This is a genomic window from Roseateles amylovorans (assembly GCF_025398155.2).
In the GTDB taxonomy this organism is placed as follows: Bacteria; Pseudomonadota; Gammaproteobacteria; order Burkholderiales; family Burkholderiaceae_C; genus Roseateles; species Roseateles amylovorans.
Genome location: NZ_CP104562.2, coordinates 2,429,730 through 2,449,758 on the forward strand (window position 1 = coordinate 2,429,730; position 20,029 = coordinate 2,449,758).

General features: G+C 65.3%; 17 protein-coding genes and 6 tRNA genes. 14 read left to right on the forward strand and 9 right to left on the reverse strand.

Annotated elements, in window-relative coordinates:
- Positions 1 to 34 precede the first annotated feature (34 nt).
- The 13 genes from accD to N4261_RS10375 all read left to right on the forward strand — a co-directional run bounded on the left by accD (position 35) and on the right by N4261_RS10375 (position 9,548).
- Positions 35 to 907 (forward strand): acetyl-CoA carboxylase, carboxyltransferase subunit beta, encoded by an 873-nt coding sequence (gene accD / locus N4261_RS10315; protein WP_261760060.1) that lies wholly within the window; start codon positions 35 to 37, stop codon positions 905 to 907.
- A 330-nt stretch (positions 908 to 1,237) separates the two neighbouring features.
- Positions 1,238 to 2,614 (forward strand): bifunctional tetrahydrofolate synthase/dihydrofolate synthase, encoded by a 1,377-nt coding sequence (gene folC / locus N4261_RS10320; RefSeq protein ID WP_261760061.1) that lies wholly within the window; start codon positions 1,238 to 1,240, stop codon positions 2,612 to 2,614.
- A gap of 173 nt (positions 2,615 to 2,787) precedes the next feature.
- On the forward strand, positions 2,788 to 3,723 hold the full coding sequence (locus tag N4261_RS10325; RefSeq protein WP_261760062.1) for an SPOR domain-containing protein: 936 nt from the start codon (positions 2,788 to 2,790) through the stop codon (positions 3,721 to 3,723).
- 7 nt (positions 3,724 to 3,730) lie between these two features.
- On the forward strand, positions 3,731 to 4,261 hold the full coding sequence (locus N4261_RS10330; protein WP_261760063.1) for a CvpA family protein: 531 nt from the start codon (positions 3,731 to 3,733) through the stop codon (positions 4,259 to 4,261).
- Between the two features lie 10 nt (positions 4,262 to 4,271).
- Positions 4,272 to 5,783, forward strand: coding sequence for an amidophosphoribosyltransferase (gene purF / locus N4261_RS10335; RefSeq protein ID WP_261760064.1), 1,512 nt, complete (start codon positions 4,272 to 4,274; stop codon positions 5,781 to 5,783).
- A complete protein-coding gene (locus N4261_RS10340; RefSeq protein ID WP_261760065.1) occupies positions 5,783 to 7,081 on the forward strand; it encodes an O-succinylhomoserine sulfhydrylase in 1,299 nt (432 codons plus the stop codon). The genes purF and N4261_RS10340 overlap by 1 nt, the downstream gene beginning before the upstream one ends.
- Positions 7,078 to 8,505: a glutamate--tRNA ligase gene (gltX, locus tag N4261_RS10345; RefSeq protein ID WP_261760066.1), complete on the forward strand. Its 1,428-nt coding sequence runs from the start codon at positions 7,078 to 7,080 to the stop codon at positions 8,503 to 8,505. Before N4261_RS10340 ends, gltX begins: the two co-directional genes overlap by 4 nt.
- 150 nt (positions 8,506 to 8,655) lie before the next feature.
- Positions 8,656 to 8,731, forward strand: a tRNA-Ala gene (locus N4261_RS10350).
- A 65-nt stretch (positions 8,732 to 8,796) separates the two neighbouring features.
- Positions 8,797 to 8,872 (forward strand) — tRNA-Glu (locus N4261_RS10355).
- A 139-nt stretch (positions 8,873 to 9,011) separates the two neighbouring features.
- Positions 9,012 to 9,088, forward strand: a tRNA-Asp gene (locus N4261_RS10360).
- A gap of 48 nt (positions 9,089 to 9,136) precedes the next feature.
- A tRNA-Ala gene (locus N4261_RS10365) sits at positions 9,137 to 9,212 on the forward strand.
- Positions 9,213 to 9,286: 74 nt separating this feature from the next.
- Positions 9,287 to 9,362: transfer RNA gene (locus tag N4261_RS10370), tRNA-Glu, on the forward strand.
- Between the two features lie 109 nt (positions 9,363 to 9,471).
- Positions 9,472 to 9,548: transfer RNA gene (locus N4261_RS10375), tRNA-Asp, on the forward strand.
- A gap of 433 nt (positions 9,549 to 9,981) precedes the next feature.
- On the opposite strand, the gene N4261_RS10380 is transcribed toward N4261_RS10375, so the two are convergent.
- Together N4261_RS10380 and lexA are read right to left on the reverse strand one after the other, a co-directional pair.
- Positions 9,982 to 10,305 (reverse strand): helix-hairpin-helix domain-containing protein, encoded by a 324-nt coding sequence (locus N4261_RS10380; protein WP_261760067.1) that lies wholly within the window; start codon positions 10,303 to 10,305, stop codon positions 9,982 to 9,984.
- A gap of 167 nt (positions 10,306 to 10,472) precedes the next feature.
- The gene (lexA, locus tag N4261_RS10385) at positions 10,473 to 11,150 is read right to left on the reverse strand and encodes a transcriptional repressor LexA (RefSeq protein ID WP_261760068.1); all 678 of its coding nucleotides are present in this window, start codon (positions 11,148 to 11,150) and stop codon (positions 10,473 to 10,475) included.
- A gap of 196 nt (positions 11,151 to 11,346) precedes the next feature.
- Here lexA and N4261_RS10390 point away from each other — a divergent pair, with 196 nt between their 5' ends.
- Positions 11,347 to 12,285 (forward strand): asparaginase, encoded by a 939-nt coding sequence (locus tag N4261_RS10390; protein ID WP_261760069.1) that lies wholly within the window; start codon positions 11,347 to 11,349, stop codon positions 12,283 to 12,285.
- A gap of 40 nt (positions 12,286 to 12,325) precedes the next feature.
- Here N4261_RS10390 and N4261_RS10395 read toward each other — a convergent pair whose 3' ends face one another.
- The 7 genes from N4261_RS10395 to dapD all read right to left on the reverse strand — a co-directional run bounded on the left by N4261_RS10395 (position 12,326) and on the right by dapD (position 20,024).
- A complete protein-coding gene (locus N4261_RS10395; RefSeq protein WP_261760070.1) occupies positions 12,326 to 12,760 on the reverse strand; it encodes an organic hydroperoxide resistance protein in 435 nt (144 codons plus the stop codon).
- Positions 12,761 to 12,825: 65 nt separating this feature from the next.
- The gene (locus N4261_RS10400) at positions 12,826 to 13,338 is read right to left on the reverse strand and encodes a MarR family winged helix-turn-helix transcriptional regulator (protein WP_261760071.1); all 513 of its coding nucleotides are present in this window, start codon (positions 13,336 to 13,338) and stop codon (positions 12,826 to 12,828) included.
- A 179-nt stretch (positions 13,339 to 13,517) separates the two neighbouring features.
- Positions 13,518 to 15,518 (reverse strand): ABC-F family ATP-binding cassette domain-containing protein, encoded by a 2,001-nt coding sequence (locus N4261_RS10405; protein WP_261760072.1) that lies wholly within the window; start codon positions 15,516 to 15,518, stop codon positions 13,518 to 13,520.
- On the reverse strand, positions 15,515 to 16,384 hold the full coding sequence (gene prmB, locus N4261_RS10410) for a 50S ribosomal protein L3 N(5)-glutamine methyltransferase (protein ID WP_261760073.1): 870 nt from the start codon (positions 16,382 to 16,384) through the stop codon (positions 15,515 to 15,517). The genes N4261_RS10405 and prmB overlap by 4 nt, the downstream gene beginning before the upstream one ends.
- Complete coding sequence (gene dapE / locus N4261_RS10415; protein ID WP_261760074.1) at positions 16,381 to 17,652, reverse strand: succinyl-diaminopimelate desuccinylase; 1,272 nt, start codon at positions 17,650 to 17,652, stop codon at positions 16,381 to 16,383. The genes prmB and dapE overlap by 4 nt, the downstream gene beginning before the upstream one ends.
- Positions 17,653 to 17,682: 30 nt before the next feature.
- Positions 17,683 to 18,840, reverse strand: a complete 1,158-nt coding sequence (locus N4261_RS10420; RefSeq protein ID WP_261760075.1) for a PilT/PilU family type 4a pilus ATPase — start codon at positions 18,838 to 18,840, stop codon at positions 17,683 to 17,685.
- A gap of 362 nt (positions 18,841 to 19,202) precedes the next feature.
- The gene (dapD, locus tag N4261_RS10425; protein WP_261760076.1) at positions 19,203 to 20,024 is read right to left on the reverse strand and encodes a 2,3,4,5-tetrahydropyridine-2,6-dicarboxylate N-succinyltransferase; all 822 of its coding nucleotides are present in this window, start codon (positions 20,022 to 20,024) and stop codon (positions 19,203 to 19,205) included.
- Between the last annotated feature and the right edge of the window lie 5 nt (positions 20,025 to 20,029).

A 20,029-nucleotide genomic window follows, 5' to 3' on the forward strand; every position in this document is an offset into this window, starting at 1 on the left:
CCCCGGACGCCCAGTGACAACCAAGGAGCCCGCCATGAGTTGGCTTGAGAAACTTCTCCCGCCCAAGATCCAGCAAACCGATCCCGACCAGCGCCGCACGGTGCCGGAAGGCCTCTGGATCAAGTGCCCGTCCTGCGAAACGGTGCTGTACAAGACCGACCTGGAGCAGAACGTCAATGTCTGCCCGAAGTGCTCGCACCATCACCGGATCGGCGCCCGCGCCCGTCTGGACGCCTTCCTGGACGGCGAAGGCCGTTATGAAGTCGGCCAGGAGATCCTGCCGGTCGATGCGCTGAAGTTCAAGGACAGCAAGAAGTATCCCGACCGGCTCAAGGAAGCCCTGGAATCCACCGGCGAGACCGATGCGCTGGTGGTCATGGGTGGCGCCGTCATGAGCGTGCCGGTGGTGGCCGCCTGTTTCGAGTTCGACTTCATGGGCGGCTCGATGGGCTCGGTGGTCGGCGAGCGTTTCGCGCGCGGCGTGGAAGCGGCACTGGAGCAGAAGACTCCGTTCATCTGCTTCACCGCGACCGGCGGCGCCCGGATGCAGGAAGGCTTGCTCTCGCTGATGCAAATGGCCAAGTCCAATGCGGCACTGACCCGGCTGGCCAAAGCCAAGCTCCCCTACATCTCGGTGCTGACCGACCCGACCATGGGTGGCGTGTCCGCCAGCTTTGCGTTCGTGGGTGACATCGTCATCGCCGAGCCCAAGGCGCTGATCGGCTTTGCCGGCCCCCGTGTGATCGAGAACACGGTGCGTGAGAAGCTGCCCGCCGGCTTCCAGCGCGCCGAGTTCCTGATGGAGAAGGGTGCGGTCGACATGATCGTGGACCGTCGCAAGCTGCGTGATGTCATCGCCCGCAGCCTGGCCATGCTGCAGCGCCAAAGCGCCGACGCCGTCGCTTGATTCCGGACCGGTCGCCAGTGGCGGCCGCCCGGTCCCCCTGCCTGCACGGCCAGACCCGCAACGGTCTGGCCGTCTTCATTTGTGCCGCTTCGCCCTCATCTGCAAGTGTCCTGGGATCCAACGACCGGGCCTGGCTCACACAAGCCCCGATCGTTCGATCGACAGCCTCAAGCCGTCCTGACCAGGAAGGCGGTGTGGCCGGGCCCCAGGTCCTTTCAGTGAGCCCGGCATGCTGGATCCACTGACGCGGACGGGCCGGCGGCGCGCCTGATCGGGCCGTCCTGGCTGACGCATTCGTTCGATCGCCCCCCTCAGCTTCTGCGAACCTCGATGTCCTCCACTGCACACTCCTCCTCGACCCCTGAAGCTCAGCAAGCGCTGGACGCCTGGTTGGCGCACTGCGAACGGCTGCATCCCAAGGAAATCGACATGACCTTGGCTCGCGTGGCCAAGGTGCGCGACGCGCTCGGCCTGACCTTTGGTGAACACACCCCGGTGGTGATGGTGGCGGGCACCAACGGCAAGGGCTCGACCTGCGCCATGCTGGAAAGCATCGCGCTGCAGGCCGGCTACCGGGTCGGGCTCTACATCAAGCCGCATCTGGTGCACTTCCAGGAACGCTGCCGCATCGGCGGAAAGCCGGTGGATGCGGCCGACCTGGTGCCTCATTTCGAGGCGGTGGAAGCGGCCCGGGGCGACCAGGCGCTGACCTATTTCGAGTTCACCACCCTGGCGATCCTGCATCGGCTGGCCGCCGAGCCGCTGGATCTGGTGATCCTGGAGGTCGGTCTGGGCGGGCGGCTGGATGCGGTCAATGTCATCGACGCCGATTGCAGCGTGATCACCAGCATCGACCTCGACCACACCGAATACCTGGGCCCGGATCGCGAATCCGTGGGCCGCGAAAAGGCGCACATCATGCGCGCCGGGCGTCCGGTGGTGGTGTCCGATCCGATGCCGCCTGAGTCGATCGCCGCGCATGCACAGGCGATCGGTGCCGATCTGCGTCAATTAGGCCGTGATTTCAACTACAGCGGCGATCGTCAGCAATGGCAGTGGGCCGGCCGGTCGCGTCGATTCAGCGGCATGGCGTATCCCGCGCTCCGGGGCGTCAACCAGCTGTTGAATGCGGCCGGCGTGCTGGCGGTGTTCGAAGCGCTGTATGACCGCCTGCCCATCAGCGCGCAGGCGGTGCGGACTGGGCTGGCCCTGGTGGAGCTGCCCGGGCGGTTCCAGGTCGTGCCGGGCTCGCCGATGCTGGTGCTGGATGTGGCCCACAACCCGCATGCGGTGGCTGCGCTGGCGCAGAACCTGGACCAGATGGGCTTCTATCCGAGGACCCGGGCGGTGTTCGGCGCCATGGCGGACAAGGACTTGGCCAACATCCTGGCGCGCATCGCCCCGCTGATCGACCACTGGCATTTTTGCGACCTGCCCATCGCCCGTGCGGCGACCGCCCAGGCGCTGACGGGGCAATTCGAGGAGGCGCGGGCCCGGGGGCTGCTCAAGCCGCCCGCTGGCGTGACCACCAGCCTGCATGCCAACCCGGCCGACGCCTTGGCCGCTGCTGCGGCTCAAGCAGACCCCGCTGATAGAATTTTGGTCTTTGGTTCGTTCTATACGGTGGGCGGTGTGCTCAAGGACGGCATCCCGCGCCTGGGCACCGGCGTTCAGCCTGAATCCGACACGGCTTCCGATGCGCATTGAACGTCGCTGAACCTTGAATTCAAACTGACGCAGTTGAAGACGGCGGCCTTGACCGAACATCGGAAGAGGCCGCTTTCCGCGCCGGTGCCTGACGAGGGCGCCGGCGCTTGCATTCCGGTCGTGCGGCGTCCGAAGCCTGGACGCTCACGGCCACAACCTGGCAATCAAGCGACATGGGTCTGTTGTCCTTCCTGAAGCGCAGTGAATCCGGCGAGACCGCCCGGCCGGCGAAGGCGGGACGCGCCGCCGAGTCGACCGACGACGTCCAGCAACTGCGCATCAGGGCCCGGCGTCGCCTGATCGGGGCTGCCGTGTTGGTGGCTGCGGCGGTGATCGTGTTCCCACTGTTGTTCGAGACCCAGCCCCGTCCGATCCCGGTCGACCTGCCGATCGACATTCCCAAGAAGGACGCCGCCGCGCCGCTGGGCATTCCCGCACCGGCCGTGCGCACCGCCCAGGCTGAGCCTTCGACCGCACCAACGCCGCATGCGGAGGGTGAGCGCGGTCGCGGCATCATCAATGAGACGGCGGAGCAGATGGCCGGTGATCGCGAGATCCCGCCGCCGGCCGCCCGTCAGAACCCGGCGCCGGTGGTGGCGCCGTCCACCCAACAGGCCGTGCCGCCGTCCTCGAACGACCGCCCGGCCGACAAGCCTGCGGAGCATCGCGCAGAACCCAAACCCGAGGCCCGCGTGAAGATGGCCGAACCCGCCAAGCCGGTGAAGCCGGAGACGCGCGCAGAGGTTCGTCCCGAGCCACGCCCGGACGCTCGCACCAATGAGTCCGCACGCGTGCAGGCGATGCTGGACGGGCGCGCCGCTGAAAAGGCGGCAGAAAAGGCGGCAGAGCGCAAGGCCGCGGAGGCCGCAGCGGCTTCCGGTGGTCGCTTCATCGTGCAGGTCGGCGCCTATGCGGACGCCAAGGCCGCACAGGACGCCCGCATGAAGGTCGAGCGCATGGGCTTGAAGACCTACACCCAGGCCGTCGAGACGGCCGACGGCAAGCGCATCCGGGTGCGGGTGGGGCCGTTCGGCTCGCGTGACGAGGCGGACAAGGTCGCCGCCAAGGTGCGCGGTGGTGGGTTGTCCTCGGCCGTGCTGACCCTCTGAGATCGCGATGACCTGGGTCGACCTCGCCTTGCTCGCCATGCTGGTGATCTCCATCTTGCTGGGGGTGTGGCGCGGGTTGGTGTTCGAGGTGATGACCATCGTCGGCTGGGTGGTGGCCTACTTCGCGGCCCCCTTCGTGGCACCGTTCATCGAACAGTTCTTGCCGGCGGACCGTCTGGGCCCCACGCTGCTGCATGCGGCCGGGCTGGTGCTGGGCTTCATGCTGGTGCTGCTGGTGTGGGGTCTGGGCGCCAAGCTCATCCGTGCGGTGATCCATGCCACGCCGCTGGGCATCCTCGATCGCATGGGCGGCGCGGCCTTTGGCGTGGTGCGCGGCGTGCTGCTGGGGCTGCTGGTGGCGGTGGTGGTCGGCATGACGCCGGCCGTGCGCTCCGAACCGTGGACCGACTCTCAACTCGCCCCCTGGCTGCAGGGTGCGCTGACGCAGGTGAAACCGCTGTTGCCGGCGGCCCTGCACGACTATCTTCCGGCTCAGGCGCCACAAGCGTCCGAGCCCTCATCGTTCCAAGTGCATTGAAGGATTAGGCATGTGTGGCATCGTCGGTGTGACTTCCAAGGCGCCGGTCAACCAGCTCATTTATGACGCCTTGCTGCTGCTGCAGCATCGCGGCCAGGATGCGGCTGGCATCGTCACCATGCAGGGCAAGAAGTGCTTCATGCACAAGGCGCGCGGCATGGTGCGCGATGTGTTCCGGACCCGTAACATGCGCGCGCTGCCTGGCAGCGTGGGCCTGGGCCAGGTGCGTTATCCCACCGCAGGCAATGCGTACAGCGAGGAAGAGGCGCAGCCCTTCTACGTCAATGCGCCGTACGGCATCGTGCTGGTCCACAACGGCAATCTGACCAATGCGCATGCGTTGAAGGATCAGCTGTTCGAGATCGACCGTCGCCACATCAACACCGAAAGCGACACCGAGGTGCTGATCAACGTGCTGGCCCATGAGCTGGAGCTGGCCGCGCGCGAACTGCCCCTGACGCCGGCCTCGGTGTTCAAGGCAGTCAGCGAGGTGCACAAGCGCATCAAGGGCTCCTACGCGGTGATCGCGCTGATCGCCGGCCATGGGCTGCTGGCCTTCCGCGACCCCTACGGCATCCGTCCCCTGTGCTTCGGTCAGGCGGCGGATGGCGAGGTGATGGTTGCCAGCGAGAGCGTGGCCCTGGAAGGCACCGGCCACCAGTTGATGCGCGATGTCGCCCCGGGCGAAGCCCTGTTCATCGACACCGCCGGCACCATCCACACCCAGCAGTGCGCCGAGAACCCGACGCTCAATCCCTGCATGTTCGAGTTCGTCTACCTCGCGCGGCCGGACTCGGTGATGGACGGCATTTCGGTCTACCAGTCGCGCCTGAACATGGGCGAAACCCTGGCCCAGCGCCTGATCTCCACCATCCCGCCCAGCGAGATCGACGTGGTGATCCCGATTCCGGAATCCAGCCGTCCGTCGGCCATGCAGCTGGCGCACCGCATCGGCAAGCCGTACCGCGAGGGTTTCGTGAAGAACCGCTATGTCGGTCGCACCTTCATCATGCCGGGCCAGTCGACGCGCAAGAAGTCGGTGCGGCAGAAGCTCAATGCGATCGGCCTGGAGTTCAAGGACCGCAATGTGCTGCTGGTGGACGATTCGATCGTGCGCGGCACCACGTCCAAGGAAATCGTGCAGATGGCCCGCGAGGCCGGCGCCAAGAAGGTTTACCTGGCCTCCGCCGCGCCGCCGGTGCGCTATCCCAATGTCTACGGCATCGACATGCCGACGACCGAGGAGCTGATCGCCCACAACCGCTCGATCGAGGAAATCCGCCAGTTCATCGGCGCCGACGCGCTGATCTACCAGGATGTGGATGCGATGAAGCGGGTGGTCGGCGCGCTGCGCCCGGGCCTGAATGGATTCGAGGCCTCGTGCTTTGACGGCCGCTACATCACCGGCGATGTGTCTGCCGAGGACTTCGCCACCATGCGCGAGCAGCGCAAGTCGCAGGCCGAGGAGGAGGACCTGCCCGCGCGCAGCCGCCTGGCGCTGCAAAGCGGCGGGGACCAGTGATGACGAATGCGTCGAAGCCTACGTCGCCGTCGGCGACCGGCCACGAGGTGGCCAGCGGTGCGAAGCCGGCCGCCAAAGTCGGCGGCATTCCCCGCGTGAACCTTCCGGAGGATGCGCGCCTGGATACGCTGGCGGTCCGCGAAGGCCTGCCAGCGACGCCATGGGGTGAGAACTCCGAGGCGCTCTTCATCACCAGCTCCTTCATCCATCCAGATGCGGCCACTGCTGCGCGCCGGTTTGCCAACGAGGAGGAGGCGTTCGTCTACAGCCGCTTCTCCAATCCGACGGTGATGATGATGGAGCGCCGCCTGGCGGCGTTGGAAGGCACCGAGGCCTGCATCGGCACGTCCTCCGGCATGTCGGCCATCATGCTGCTGGTGATGGGGCTGCTGAAGGCAGGCGACCATGTGGTGTGCTCGCGCTCGGTGTTCGGCTCCACCATCAAGCTGCTGCAGGGCGAGTTCGGCAAGTTCGGCGTGCAGACGACCTTTGTCTCGCAGACCGACCTGTCGGAATGGAAGGCCGCGCTGCAGCCCAACACCAAGCTGCTGTTCGCCGAGACGCCGACCAATCCGCTGACCGAGGTCTGCGATGTGGCCGCACTGGCCGAGATCGCACACGGGCATGGCGCGCTGCTGGCCGTCGACAACTGCTTCGCCTCACCCGCGCTGCAGCGTCCGGCGCAGATGGGTGCGGACTTCATCATCCATTCGGGCACCAAGTACCTGGATGGGCAAGGCCGCGTGATCGCGGGCGCGATCTGCGGCTCGGCCAAGCACATCGACGAGGTCTTCACGCCGGTCATGCGCAGTGTGGGCATGTCGCTGTCACCGTTCAATGCCTGGGTGGTGCTCAAGGGGATGGAGACGCTGTCGGTGCGCATGAAGGCGCAGACGGCGGGGGCAGCGCAACTGGCCGAATGGCTGGAGGCGCATCCGGCCATCGAGCGGGTGTACTACCCCGGCCTCAAGTCCCATCCGCAACATGAGCTGGCCATGCGCCAGCAAGGCGGGCAGGGCGGGGCGGTGGTGTCGTTCATCGTCAAGGGAGCGTCCGAGGACAATGGTCGCGCCGCCGCCTTCCATGTGATCGACCACACCCGCATCTGCTCGATCACCGCCAACCTCGGCGACACCAAGACCACCATCACCCATCCGGCCAGCACCTCGCACGGACGCCTCACCGAGGCCCAGCGACAGGCCGCCGGCATCACGCAGGGCCTGATCCGCGTCGCGGTCGGCCTGGAAGACATCGAAGACCTGAAGGCCGACCTGGCCCGTGGCTTGAACTCGCTATGACCAAGACTCCCATCCGCACCCGTATCGCGCCGTCGCCGACGGGCTTCCTGCACCTCGGCACCGCCCGCACAGCGCTGTTCTCCTGGGCCTATGCCCGCCACCACGGCGGTCAGTTCGTGCTGCGCATTGAAGACACCGACGTCGCCCGTTCCACCCAGGATTCGGTCGAGCAGATCCTCGCGTCGATGCAGTGGCTGGGTCTGGCCTATGACGAAGGCCCCATCTATCAGATGCAGCGCCTGGCGCGTTACCACGAGGTCGCGCAGCAGATGATCGCGGCCGGCACGGCCTACTACTGCTACTGCACGCCCGAGGAACTCGAAGCCATGCGTGAAGGCCAGCGCGCGCGCGGCGAGAAGACCGGCTACGACGGCCGTTGGCGCCCGGAGCCCGGCAAGACGCTGCCGCCGGTGCCGGCGGATGTGAAGCCGGTGGTGCGCTTCAAGAATCCGCTGGAAGGCGATGTGAGCTGGGACGACCTGGTCAAGGGCCCCATCACCATCAACAACCGCGAGATCGATGACCTCATCATCATGCGTCCGGCCGATGCCGCTGCAGGCGAGGGCGCGCTCGGTGTGCCGACCTACAACTTCGCGGTGGTGGTGGACGATTGGGACATGGCGATCAGCCATGTCTTCCGCGGCGATGAGCACATCAACAACACGCCCTGGCAGATCAACATCTTCAATGCCCTGGGCGCACCGTTGCCGCAGTTCGGCCACATTCCGGTGATCCTGGGCGACGACGGCCAGAAGCTGTCCAAGCGCCGAGGCGCCGTCAGCGTCACCGCGTACGAGGACAACGGCTACCTGCCCGAGGCCATGCTGAACTACCTCGCCCGTCTGGGCTGGAGCCACGGCGACGATGAGCTGTTCACCATCGAGCAGATGGTGTCGTGGTTCGATGGCGGGCACATCTCCAAGAGTCCCGCCCAGTGGGATCCGGCCAAGCTGGAGTGGGTCAATGCGCACTACATCAAGCAAGCGTCGGATGAACGTCTGGCGGCCTTGGTCGGTGCCCAGTTGACCAAGCGCGGTTTGCCGGTGCCGGCACGGCTGGAGGCCATGTGCGCGCTGTACAAGGACCGCTGTGCCACCACCGTCGTGCTGGCGGACTGGCTGGCGATGTATGTCGCGCCGGTGTCGCCGTCCGACGAGGATCGCGCCACCCACCTCACTGAGGCTGTCAAGCCTGCGATTCGGTCATTGGCCGACAAGCTGGCCGCGCTGGACGGCGAAGGCTGGAACAAGGCCGCCATCAATGGCGCGATCAAGGAGACCATCGGTGCCTTCGGTCTGAAGATGCCGCAACTGGCCATCCCAGTGCGGGTGCTGGTGTGCGGTCGTGCGCAAACGCCGTCGGTCGATGCGGTGTTGGAACTCTTCGACAAGGAAATTTTGGTGAACCGCTTGCGTTCCGTTTAAAACTCGATCTATACTCTCGTTCTCGCTTGAACAGCGCGGTCAGAAACGGTTCTGAAACGCAGTGAGTCTGAGCGAATCTGAACGGGGAGCGATAAGCTCCCCGATGAGATTCCAAAGGCCCTTCTACTGTGTGATGACTGTCGAGGCACCGGGGGTATAGCTCAGCTGGGAGAGCGCTTGCATGGCATGCAAGAGGTCAGCGGTTCGATCCCGCTTACCTCCACCAAGAATGTCTCTGGATGTATTTTCGGAGCGACTCAGGTGGCGCGCAGTTCAAGTCAAGAAGGTTTTGTCCCCTTCGTCTAGAGGCCTAGGACACCACCCTTTCACGGTGGCTACAGGGGTTCGAATCCCCTAGGGGACGCCAAGACTCAACGTCATGTTCGCATGGCTTGATTACTGGACTGAAAATTGAAGCGAGTTTGACCAAACTGCTCCAAAATTCAGTTATAGTAATGAATCGTTGAAAATCAAACTGATGCGATGGCTGCAAAGCCAAGTATCTTGGAGTGGTAGTTCAGTTGGTTAGAATACCGGCCTGTCACGCCGGGGGTCGCGGGTTCGAGCCCCGTCCACTCCGCCAATATTGTCGATGACTCGGGCTGCGTACCGAATCGATGCGAAAGCATTCGGGGGTATAGCTCAGCTGGGAGAGCGCTTGCATGGCATGCAAGAGGTCAGCGGTTCGATCCCGCTTACCTCCACCAAGTTTCTCGGAATGGCTCTTCGGGGCTGTTGTATGGAACGAGGGCGCAGTTTTGAGTCATTGAAAGAAGGACATGTCCCCTTCGTCTAGAGGCCTAGGACACCACCCTTTCACGGTGGCTACAGGGGTTCGAATCCCCTAGGGGACGCCAAGTTGTTCAAGCCGGTTTTTCCGGTTTGCCAGCGCCGACAGAATGCGAAAATAGTCGACGTCTGCGAACTTGTTTGAGAATGATATCGGTGCTGAAAAGCACCGTATCTGGAGTGGTAGTTCAGTTGGTTAGAATACCGGCCTGTCACGCCGGGGGTCGCGGGTTCGAGCCCCGTCCACTCCGCCAACATTGAAACCCTGTCGATGCAAATCGACAGGGTTTTTTCTTTTGCGGTTTGGTTTTACATTCCGATCGCCCAAGGGTTTCGATGGTCGCCTGACGAGCGTGGGGCGAGGTCTGCACCATGGATATCTCATTCACCCTGAGATTGAGGCTGTTGCAGGAAACTGGTGGCTCGGCTTGGTGGCAGCGACGAATCCAGCCAGGTTTCCAGCTTGGAATTCCACCTCGGTTGACCGTCTTCACCCGATGGGTTGACCATGGGATTCAGGAGCCCATCGGCCAAGGGATTGGCCGCCGGATTGGCGAGGCGGTCGCCTCTAGATTGCAGCAGCACCAAATTCTGACTGCGTCGTTCAGACGAAGGGTTAGGCTGGGCCTGCGGCGACGGAGTTCGAAACCCCAGGCGTTGCAAGCCAGGGCTCGCCCACCCTCGCGCTCAAACGTCAGGATATTGCGCTTTGCGCACAGCGGTATAACTCCACCAATCCCGCGCCGGACCGCCATTCATGAAATCAACGGCGGCCATGAGCGTATCCAGCACGCACGGATCGTGACGTTGCCCCGTGAGTTTGCACAGGCGCTGGTAGAGCGCAAAGGCATCGGCGCCGACCAGGTCGACCGGCAAGCGAATCCCCAACACCTCGAAGTCCGCCACCATGGCAGGACCGATGTTGGGAATCTGGCGCAAGTGTCGGCACTCTGCCGCCGATGCCGCTTTGCTGCTGCTGCGGGCGACCCTCGTTGCTGGACTGGACGTCATCGTCTTTCATCTCCGCATTGGCTTGAGCCGCACTTTGAGCGTCGACCTTTAAGCGTCCGCCGTCACCCGTCGGCCTTTTGGTATGGACCTTTATGCGCCGACCGTTACGCGCCGACCGTTACGCGTCGACGATTACGCGTCGACGGTTTCGCGTCGACGGTTTCGCCTCAATGGAATCCAGCCCGGATCAGTCCGACGGCCAGGCCTTCCAAGGCGAAGCTCTCATCGCCGGCCGGCACGTCGATGGGCTGGAAGTCGGGATTCTCCGGCAGCAGACGAATGCCGCCCGCATGCCGCTGGAAGCGTTTCACGGTGACTTCGTCGCCAATACGGGCCACCACCACCTGGCCGTTGCGCGCCTCGCTGGTTTTCTGGACTGCGAGCAGGTCGCCATCCATGATGCCGATGTCCTTCATGCTCATGCCTTTGACCCGCAGCAGGAAGTCCGGCGTGCGGGAGAAGACCGAGGGATCGACGCTATAGTGCTGCTCCACATGTTCCTCAGCGAGGATGGGCGAGCCGGCAGCGACCCGACCCACCAGCGGCAGCGTGAGTTGCGCGAGGTTGGGAATCGGCAACGCAAACTGGCGGTGCTCGCGGGCTTGATTCACTTCGCGTAGCGTCGGTGTGGGCAAGCGGATACCGCGTGCGGTGCCGCCCAGCAATTCGATCACGCCTTTTCGCGCCAGCGCTTGCAGGTGTTCCTCTGCGGCATTGGCGGAGCGAAAACCCAGCTCGGTCGCGATTTCCGCGCGAGTGGGTGGCGAGCCGGTGCGCTCGATGCTGCGCCGGACCAGGTCGAAAATCTGTTGTTGGCGGGCGGTGAGTTTCGGGGGTGTATCCACGTGCGCAGCCTTTGGTGGTCAGGGGTCATGGATGGAAATGCCTTTGCTCTGTCACCTGTGCCGCAGCGCTGGTCAAAGCAGTGATGCATCTGCATGAGGCAGGGACATCAGGTGGCAGTAGGCAAGGCAGCCGGAAGTTCGCTGATGGCCTGAGTATCCATCCAGTGATCTGTATTTTTATCCAGGAGACGCTGAATTGCAAAGCGCCGCGCAAAAGATTGTGATCATCGGGACCGGGGGCACCATCGCTGGTGCCTCGGGGAGTTCGACGGACAACGTCGGCTACAAGGCCGGCCAGCTCTCGGTGCAGTCGTTGGTGGCTGCCATTCCGGCGCTGGCCGATCAGCCTCTCGAGGCCGAGCAATTGGCTCAGCTCGACAGCAAGGACATGGATCACGCGACCTGGGCCCGGCTGGCGCGCAGTGTCGAGCGGCATCTGGCGCGCAGCGACGTGCGAGGGGTGGTCATCACCCACGGCACCGACACCCTGGAGGAGACCGCCTACCTGCTGCAGCGGGTGCTGGCACCCGGCAAGCCGGTGGTGCTGACAGCGGCGATGCGGCCGGCCACGGCTATTCAGGCCGACGGCCCACAGAACCTGCTCGATGCGGTCGCGGTGGCCAGGACGGATGGGGTTCGAGGCGTGGTGGCGGTGGTCGCCGGCCAGGTGTGGTCAGGCTTGGAGCTGCGCAAGACGCACACCTATCGCCTGGATGCGTTTGGCGCCGGGCCCGACGCAGGACCGCTGGCCGTGGTGGAGGAGGGCGCGCTGCGCCAGTTTCGCGATTGGCCGGCCGGGACCGCACTGGGCACCGCGCTGCTGCCGGATGAAGGCAAGGACTGGCCCTGGGTCGAAGTCCTGGGCAGTCATGCAGGCATCGATGCGCGTGCGTTGACCGCTTGGCACCGCGCCGGTCTGCAAGGCCTGGTGCTGGCCTGCACAGGCAACGGCACCTGGCACCAGTCCTTGGACGCGCCGTTGCAGGCGCTGCGCGAGGCGGGTGTGCCGGTCTGGCGAACCACGCGATGTGCGCAGGGCCGCATCGTCGGCGCGCCCCATGAAAAAGGGGCCGCCCTGTCACCCTGGGCGGCCCGCATTGAGCTGATGCTCACGCTGCTTCAAGCGCAAGGCTGAGCAGCGCGAAGCCGGGGCAGTCCCGGCTTCTTCAAGGTCCTCAGACCACCGTCAGCGTGACGTCGATGTTGCCGCGGGTGGCGTTCGAGTACGGGCAGACTTCATGCGCGGTCGCGACCAGCTTTTCCAGCTCGGCGCGGTCCATGCCCGGAACGGAGATCTTCATCGCCACGGCGATGCCGAATGCGCCGGCCTTGTTGGCGTGCGGGCCGATGGCGACATCGCTGGTGATCGACACTTCCGCCGGCAGCTTGATCTGCTGACGAGCCGACACCGCCTTCATCGCGCCGATGAAGCAGGCCGAGTAGCCGGCGGCGAACAGCTGTTCCGGATTGGTGCCGGCACCGCCGGCGCCACCGAGTTCCTTCGGCGTCGACAGGTCGACCTTCAGGGCACCGTCAGACGATTGGGCGGTGCCGGCGCGGCCGCCGGTGGCAGTGGCGGTGGCGGTGTAGAGGGCTTTCTCGATGGCCATGTGGCGCTCCTTGTGGGTGATGGATAAACGGATGCGTTGCGATGAACGCGTGAACGATCCGGACCTCAGTCCGGGGCGGGTGAGCGTTCCAGATGCGTGAGCAGCTGGCCGCGTAAGTCATGCAATTGCCGGGTCAGCGTCTGCAATTGGTCAGGGCTGCAGGCGCTGGCGCACGCCAGTTCTTCGGGAATGCCGACCGCCTTTGCCCGCAGGACACGGCCGGCCTCGGTGAGATGGATCTCCACGCGTCGCTCATCCTTGCTGTCCCGACGCCGGGCGATCAAGGCGATGCTTTCCAAGCGCTTGAGCAGCGGGGTCAGGGTGCCGGAATCCAGGTTCAGGCGTTGCCCCAGTTCCGAGACGCCCACACCGTCCGATTCCCACAGCACCAGCATCACCAGATATTGCGGATAGGTCAGGCCCAGCGGCCCCAGCAGCGGCTTGTAGAGCTTGGTCATCGCCAGCGAGGTGGCATAGAGCGCGAAGCACAGTTGCTGATCCAGCAGCAGCCAATCCGTCGACTCGACGGGCGCTGAGGCGCGGTCCGCGGCGGTGAGGGTGGGGCTGTTGTTTGGCATGGGTGTAAATGTAGCGCGCAATTGAATTGCACACAACTGAAATGGTCTTTCGGGCCCGGGTGCGTCCGTCTTCTGCCAATCTTCACTCATCCGTGTGACAAAGAAAAAGCCCCGCACTCTTGCGAGCCGGGGCTTTCCTTTGATGCCGATGAGTCGCGGGACCGCTGCCCGCAGGCCGTTCAGCTGGCGGCTTGCATCGCGTCGATCTGCTCACTCAGTTCGAGCCAGCGCAGTTCGGCGGTCTCGATCTCATCGGCGATCGCCTTCAGGCGCTTGCCGGCGTCGACGATCTGCGACGGCGAGGCACTGCCGCTGGCGAGTTGCGCTTCCAGCCGCGCGCGTTCGTCGGCCCAGGCCTTCATCTTGGCGTCGATCTGGTCCATCTCCTTGCGCAGCGGACGGGTCTGCTCCGCCAGACGTTGACGGGCCTGGCCGCTGAGCTTGCGGTCTTCGCGCTTGGCCGGCGCGGCGGCGGGCGTCGGCGCGGCCACCGGTGCCGCCACCGGGGCCGGGGCGGCGACCGGCAGGCCGGCATCCCGGCGCGCCTGTTGCTTGGCCTGTTCCTTCGCCAGCTTGGCGGCTTCCTTGGATTGGTCCAGCAACCAGCGCTGGTAATCGTCCAGATCGCCATCAAACGGCGCGACCTTGCCGCCCGCCACCAGCCAGAACTCGTCGCACACCTCGCGCAGCAGGGCACGATCGTGGCTGACCAGCATGACCGTGCCTTCGAACTCGTTCAGCGCCATCGAGAGCGCTTCGCGGGTCTGCAGGTCCAGATGGTTGGTCGGTTCATCCAGCAGCAGCAGGTTGGGGCGCTGCCAGACCAGCATGGCCAGCACCAGGCGGGCCTTTTCGCCACCGGACAAGCTGCCCACTTCCTGGTTGACCATGTCGCCGACGAAGCGGAACTGGCCCAGGAAGTCGCGCAGCTCCTGCTCGCGCGCGCCGGGGCTGACTTCCTTGGCCAGCCGGATCATGTGCATCAGCGGGCCTTCGTCGGGCCGCAGCACATCCATTTCCTGCTGCGCGAAGTAGCCGATCGACAGGCCCTTGCCTTCGGTGATCGTGCCGCCCATGGCCCGCTGCATGCGCGCCACGGTTTTCACCAGCGTCGACTTGCCCTGGCCATTGGCGCCCAGGATGCCGAACCGCTGGCCGGCCAGCACCGAACGATCGATGCCGCGCACGATGATCTTCTCGCCCTCGTCGGTGTCGTAGCCGACCGAGACCTCGTCGAACATCAGCATCGGGTTGGGCAGGTTCAGCGGCTCACGGAATTCGAAGCTGAAATCCGAGGCAGCCAGTACCGGCGCCAGCTTTTCCATCCGTTCCAGCGCCTTGACCCGGCTCTGTGCCTGCTTGGCCTTGCTGGCCTTGGCCTTGAAGCGGTCGATGAACTTCTGCAGATGGGCGACCTTGTCCTGCTGCTTGGCGTAGGCGGCCTGCTGCTGCTCCATGCGCTCGGCGCGCATCATCTCGAAGGTGGTGTAGTTGCCGCCGTAGCGGGTGAGCTTGGCGTCATCCAGGTGCAGCGTGACCTTGGTGATCGCATCCAGGAATTCGCGGTCATGGCTGATGATCAGCAGCGTGCCGTCATAGCGTTGCAGCCAGGCCTCCAGCCAGACCAGCGCATCCAGGTCCAAGTGGTTGGTCGGCTCGTCCAGCAGCATCAGGTCGGCGGGACACATCAGCGCCCGCGCCAGTTGCAGGCGCATGCGCCATCCGCCGGAGAAGCTGTTCACCGGCGCATCCACCTGCGCGCCCTTGAATCCCAGGCCCATCAGCAGCGCCTGCGCACGGGCGCGGGCGTCGAAGACGCCGGCATCCATCAGCATCGCATGCGCCTCGGCGATGGCATGGCCGTCGCCGGACGCATCCGCTTCTTCCAGGGCCCGGGTCGCGGCCATGAGCCGGACATCGCCTTCCAGCACGAAGTCGGTCGCCGGCATCTCGGTTTCCGGCATGTGCTGAGCCACTTCGCCCACCGCCCACTGGCGGGGAATGTCGACCTCGCCCTTGTCGCTTTGCAGCCGATCGGTCAGCAAGGCGAAGAGGCTGGACTTCCCCGCCCCGTTGCGCCCCACCAGACCGATCTTCTCGCCCGGCTGCAGCGTGACGCTGGCATCGTTGAGGACGATCTTGGTGCCGCGGCGCAGCGTCACATCGCGCAAGGTGATCATGCGAGCCCCTTCAGCGCGTCGCGCGTCAGCAGCAGCACTTGATCATCGCCCGCGGAGGTCTCCAACCAGGCCGCCTCCAGTTGCGGGAAGGCCGCTTCGAAGAATGCGCGTTCATTGCCGATTTCCAGCACCAATACCCCTTGTTCAGTCAGTTGTGCCGGCGCCTGGGCCAGCAATGCGCGGACGAAGTCCATGCCGTCCTCGCCGCCGGCCAGCGCGAGCTCGGGCTCGGCGCGGTACTCGGCGGGCAGGGCGGCCATCGACGCGCTGTTCACATACGGCGGATTGCACAAGATCAGGTCATAAGGACCTTGTGCGGGCGCCAGACCGTCGCCTTGCAGCAGCCGGATCCGGTCGCCGAGTTGATGGCGATCCACATTGATGCGGGCCACCGCCAGGGCGTCCTCGCTCAGATCGATCGCATCCACCGACACCTCGGGCCAGGCCATCGCCGCCAGCACGGCCAGGCTGCCGTTGCCGGTGCACAGGTCCAGCACCCGGGTCGTCTGGTCGGACAACCATGCGTCGATGGTGGCATCGGCCATCAGTTCGGCGATGAAGCTGCGCGGCACGATGGCGCGCTCGTCCACATAAAAGGGCACGCCCTGCAGCCAGGCTTCGCGGGTCAGGTAGGCGGCGGGCTGACGGCTGTCGATGCGTTGCGTCACCAGCGCCTGTACCTCGGCGCAGCGGGCGTCGTCGATGACGTCCGTCTCGTGCGCGTCGAGCGCATCCAGCGGCACGCCCAGCTTCCACATCACCAGCCAGGCCGACTCGTCGAAGGCGTTGGTCGTGCCATGCCCAAATGAAACGCCCGCCTCATGGAGGCGGGCGGCCTGGGCCTCGATCAATTCCAGCAGCGTCACAGCAGCAGATTCTCCAGAGTCCGTCGGTAGATGCGCGTCAGCGGCGCGATCTGATCGAGCGGCACGTATTCGTCGATTTTGTGGATGCTCGCATTCAGCGGGCCGAATTCCACCACTTGGGGGCAGATCTTGGCAATGAAACGCCCGTCCGAGGTGCCGCCGGTGGTCGACAGCTCGGTCTGCACGCCCGTCTCTTCGGCAATCGCGGCGCTGAGGGCCGCGGACAGCTCGCCCACCGGCGTCAGGAAGGGCTCACCGGAGAGGGTCCAATCCAGCGCATAGTCCAGCCCGTGTGCGTCCAGCAGCGCGTGGACGCGTTGGCGCAATTGGTCGGGCGTCGATTCGGTGGAGAAGCGGAAGTTGAAGTCCACCGTCATCTCACCCGGAATCACGTTGCCGGCGCCGGTGCCGGCCTGCACGTTGGAGATCTGGAAGGTGGTCGGCGGGAAGTAGGCATTGCCGGCGTCCCACACCATGGTGGCGAGTTCGGCCAATGCCGGTGCGGCCTGGTGCACCGGATTGCGCGCCAGATGCGGATAGGCCACATGGCCTTGCACCCCGATGACCCGCAGCCGTCCGGACAACGAGCCCCGACGGCCGTTCTTGACCGTATCGCCCAGCCGTTCCACCGAGGTGGGTTCGCCGACGATGCAGTAATCCAGCCGCTCGCCCCGCTGACGCAGCCGTTCGACACACACGACAGTGCCATCGCGGGCCGGGCCTTCCTCATCACTGGTCAGCAGGAAGGCCACCTGGCCTGCATGCGACGGATGGGCGGCCACGAAGTCTTCCACCGCCACCACCATGGCGGCGAGCGAGGTCTTCATATCCGCAGCGCCGCGGCCGTAGAGACGGCCGTCGCGAACGGTCGGCACGAAGGGATCACTCGCCCAGCGGGCGAGGTCCCCGGTGGGCACGACATCGGTGTGACCGGCAAAGACCAGGCAGCGGGCGGCCGACGATTGACCGCGCCGAATCGCCCACAGGTTGTGCACCCGGGCGCTCTCCGGGCCGCTGTCCATGCGCTCGAGCACGAAGCCCAGGGCCGCCAGACGGTCGCCGATCAGCGTCAGGCAACCCGCGTCATCCGGCGTCACCGAGGCACGGGAGATCAGTTGCTCCAGCAGCGAGAGCGTGCGGTCCTCGACATCGTCCCCGGCCTGGCCCCGCAAGCGCGAGATCGAAGCGATCGGCGTACTGAGGGCGGCGGACGGCGACCGCGAGGTCGATGGCGTCGACGAGATCGGCGAAGGAGGCGGGGCGGACATCGTCATGCGAGGGGGGCGGGCCGGTGGCGATCAGCCGGGTTGCACATCCAGGGTGATGGAGGTGAAGCTGGCTTCGTCGGCGGCCGGTTCTTCCTTCTTGGATTGCTGCGGCTTGCCGCCGGTCATGTCGTTCTGCAGACGCCAGAGCAGGTTGGTCGGCGAATCGGCGAAGGCCAGGCCTTCCTCGCGGGTGATCGTGCCGTCGTTGATCAGGTTGGCGAAGTGTTCCTCGAAGCTCTGAGAGCCTTCGGCAATGGACTTCTCCATCGCTTCCTTCACGCCGGCGAAATCACCTTGCTCGATCAGCTCGGCGATCAGCTTGGTGTTGAGCAGGATTTCGATGGCCGGCACGCGGCCGCCGGAAGCGGAACGCACCAGGCGCTGGGACACCACCGCTTTGAGGCCGGCGCCCAGGTCGTTCAGCATCGCTGGACGGGATTCCGGCGTGTAGAACGACATGATCCGGTTCAGCGCGTGATAGCTGTTGTTGCCGTGCAGCGTGGCCAGCACCAGGTGGCCGGACAGCGCGTAGGAGATCGCGGCCGTCATGGTTTCGCGGTCACGGATTTCGCCGATCAGGATGCAGTCGGGGGCCTGACGCAGCGCGTTCTTCAGTGCGATCTGCAGCGAGGCGGTGTCGCGACCGACTTCGCGCTGGTTGACCAGCGAGCGCTTGTTGGCGAACAGGTACTCGACCGGATCTTCGATGGTCAGGATGTGGCCGGTCATCGTCTGGTTGCGGTGTTCCAGCATCGAGGCGAGCGTGGTGCTCTTACCGGTACCGGTGGCGCCCACCATCAGGATCAGGCCGCGTTTCTCGGTCACCAGCTTGCCCAGGATGGATGGCAGCGAGAGGCTGTCCAGCGAGGGGATCACGTGCGGAATGTGCCGGAAGACGGCGGCGATCGAGCCGCGCTGACGGAAGCCGGAGAGCCGGAAGCTGCCGACCTTCGGAATGGACACGGCGAGGTTGAGTTCGCCGGTCGAGTCCAGTTCGGCCATGTGCTGGGCGTCGATCACCTCGCCGATCAGCTGCTTGGGCTGCGCGGGGGTCAGCAGCTGGTCGGAGACCTGCACCATCTGCCCGTTGATGCGGATCAGCACCGGCATATTGGCCGACAGATAGGTGTCCGATGCGCCCTTTTCGGCCATCAAGCGCAGGATGCGCTCCATATTCCCGGTACTCATCTCCATCCCTTCCATCGGGGCCACGCCCCGCATGTCATGTTCTAGAACCTTAACGTTCCCGCAGCGCCTCGTCGCGGTATCTCGTCACATCTCATCCAGCAGGGCACCAAGTTCCCGCATCAGCCACGCGATTCCCAACTCCGGCCTCCCGCCCCACCATGCGTCGCCCCAAGATCGACTGCATCCCGAGGGGCCGCCCCGCAGGCGGCGGCCTTATCAAGCGGAGCGCGGAGATCCGGCTCCGCCGGGCTCCCGCTCGCCCCCTGGGGGGGCCGCCGTCAGGCGGTAGGGGGGGGGCAGTCTCCGCCGGGCTCCCGCTCGCCCCCTGGGGGGCCGCCGTCAGGCGGTAGGGGGGGACTAGCCTACATCCGGAGGAGGTCGTTGATCGAGGTCTTGGCGCGGGTACCGGCATCCACCTTCTTGACGATGATGGCCGCATACAGGCTGTACTTGCCGTCGCCCTTGGGCAGGCTGCCGCTGATCACCACCGAGCCGGCCGGCACGCGGCCGTAGGTGACGGTGTCGGTCTCGCGGTCGTAGATCGGGGTGCTCTGGCCGATGTAGACGCCCATCGAGATCACCGAGTTCTCTTCGACGATCACACCTTCGACCACCTCGGAACGAGCGCCGATGAAGCAGTTGTCTTCGATGATGGTCGGATTGGCCTGCAGCGGCTCCAGCACGCCACCAATGCCCACGCCGCCGGACAGATGCACGTTCTTGCCGATCTGGGCGCAGGAACCGACGGTGGCCCAGGTGTCCACCATGGTGCCCTCATCGACATAGGCGCCGATGTTCACATAGCTGGGCATCAGGATGACGTTCTTGGCCATGAAGCTGCCACGGCGGGCCACGGCCGGCGGCACCACGCGCACGCCGGTGGCGCGCAACTGGGCATCGGTCATGCCGCCGAACTTGGTCGGGACCTTGTCGAAGAAGGTCATGTCGCCGGCGCCCATCTGGCGGTTGTCGTTCAGGCGGAAGGACAGCAGCACCGCCTTCTTCACCCACTGGTGCACTTCCCAGTCGCCGACGGCCTTGCGCTCGGCCACCCGCAGGGTGCCGGCGTCCAGGCGGGCCAGCACCTCATCCACTGCGGCGCGCACTTCCGGTGCATTGGCGGGATTGAGGTTGGCGCGGCCTTCCCAGGCGAGGTCGATGATGGATTGCAGGTCTTGCGTCATGGCGG

What these genes read in the sequence shown, in the direction of transcription:
- N4261_RS10405 (WP_261760072.1), bottom strand. Translation starts at nt 15,518, where the DNA reads ATGATCACCTTGCGCGATGTGACGCTGCGCCGCGGCACCAAGATCGTC.
- N4261_RS10395 (WP_261760070.1), bottom strand. Translation starts at nt 12,760, where the DNA reads ATGGCCATCGAGAAAGCCCTCTACACCGCCACCGCCACTGCCACCGGC.
- purF (WP_261760064.1), top strand. Translation starts at nt 4,272, where the DNA reads ATGTGTGGCATCGTCGGTGTGACTTCCAAGGCGCCGGTCAACCAGCTC.
- N4261_RS10330 (WP_261760063.1), top strand. Translation starts at nt 3,731, where the DNA reads ATGACCTGGGTCGACCTCGCCTTGCTCGCCATGCTGGTGATCTCCATC.
- dapD (WP_261760076.1), bottom strand. Translation starts at nt 20,024, where the DNA reads ATGACGCAAGACCTGCAATCCATCATCGACCTCGCCTGGGAAGGCCGC.
- N4261_RS10420 (WP_261760075.1), bottom strand. Translation starts at nt 18,840, where the DNA reads ATGAGTACCGGGAATATGGAGCGCATCCTGCGCTTGATGGCCGAAAAG.
- N4261_RS10380 (WP_261760067.1), bottom strand. Translation starts at nt 10,305, where the DNA reads ATGACGTCCAGTCCAGCAACGAGGGTCGCCCGCAGCAGCAGCAAAGCG.
- N4261_RS10340 (WP_261760065.1), top strand. Translation starts at nt 5,783, where the DNA reads ATGACGAATGCGTCGAAGCCTACGTCGCCGTCGGCGACCGGCCACGAG.
- N4261_RS10400 (WP_261760071.1), bottom strand. Translation starts at nt 13,338, where the DNA reads ATGCCAAACAACAGCCCCACCCTCACCGCCGCGGACCGCGCCTCAGCG.
- N4261_RS10325 (WP_261760062.1), top strand. Translation starts at nt 2,788, where the DNA reads ATGGGTCTGTTGTCCTTCCTGAAGCGCAGTGAATCCGGCGAGACCGCC.
- folC (WP_261760061.1), top strand. Translation starts at nt 1,238, where the DNA reads ATGTCCTCCACTGCACACTCCTCCTCGACCCCTGAAGCTCAGCAAGCG.
- dapE (WP_261760074.1), bottom strand. Translation starts at nt 17,652, where the DNA reads ATGTCCGCCCCGCCTCCTTCGCCGATCTCGTCGACGCCATCGACCTCG.
- gltX (WP_261760066.1), top strand. Translation starts at nt 7,078, where the DNA reads ATGACCAAGACTCCCATCCGCACCCGTATCGCGCCGTCGCCGACGGGC.
- accD (WP_261760060.1), top strand. Translation starts at nt 35, where the DNA reads ATGAGTTGGCTTGAGAAACTTCTCCCGCCCAAGATCCAGCAAACCGAT.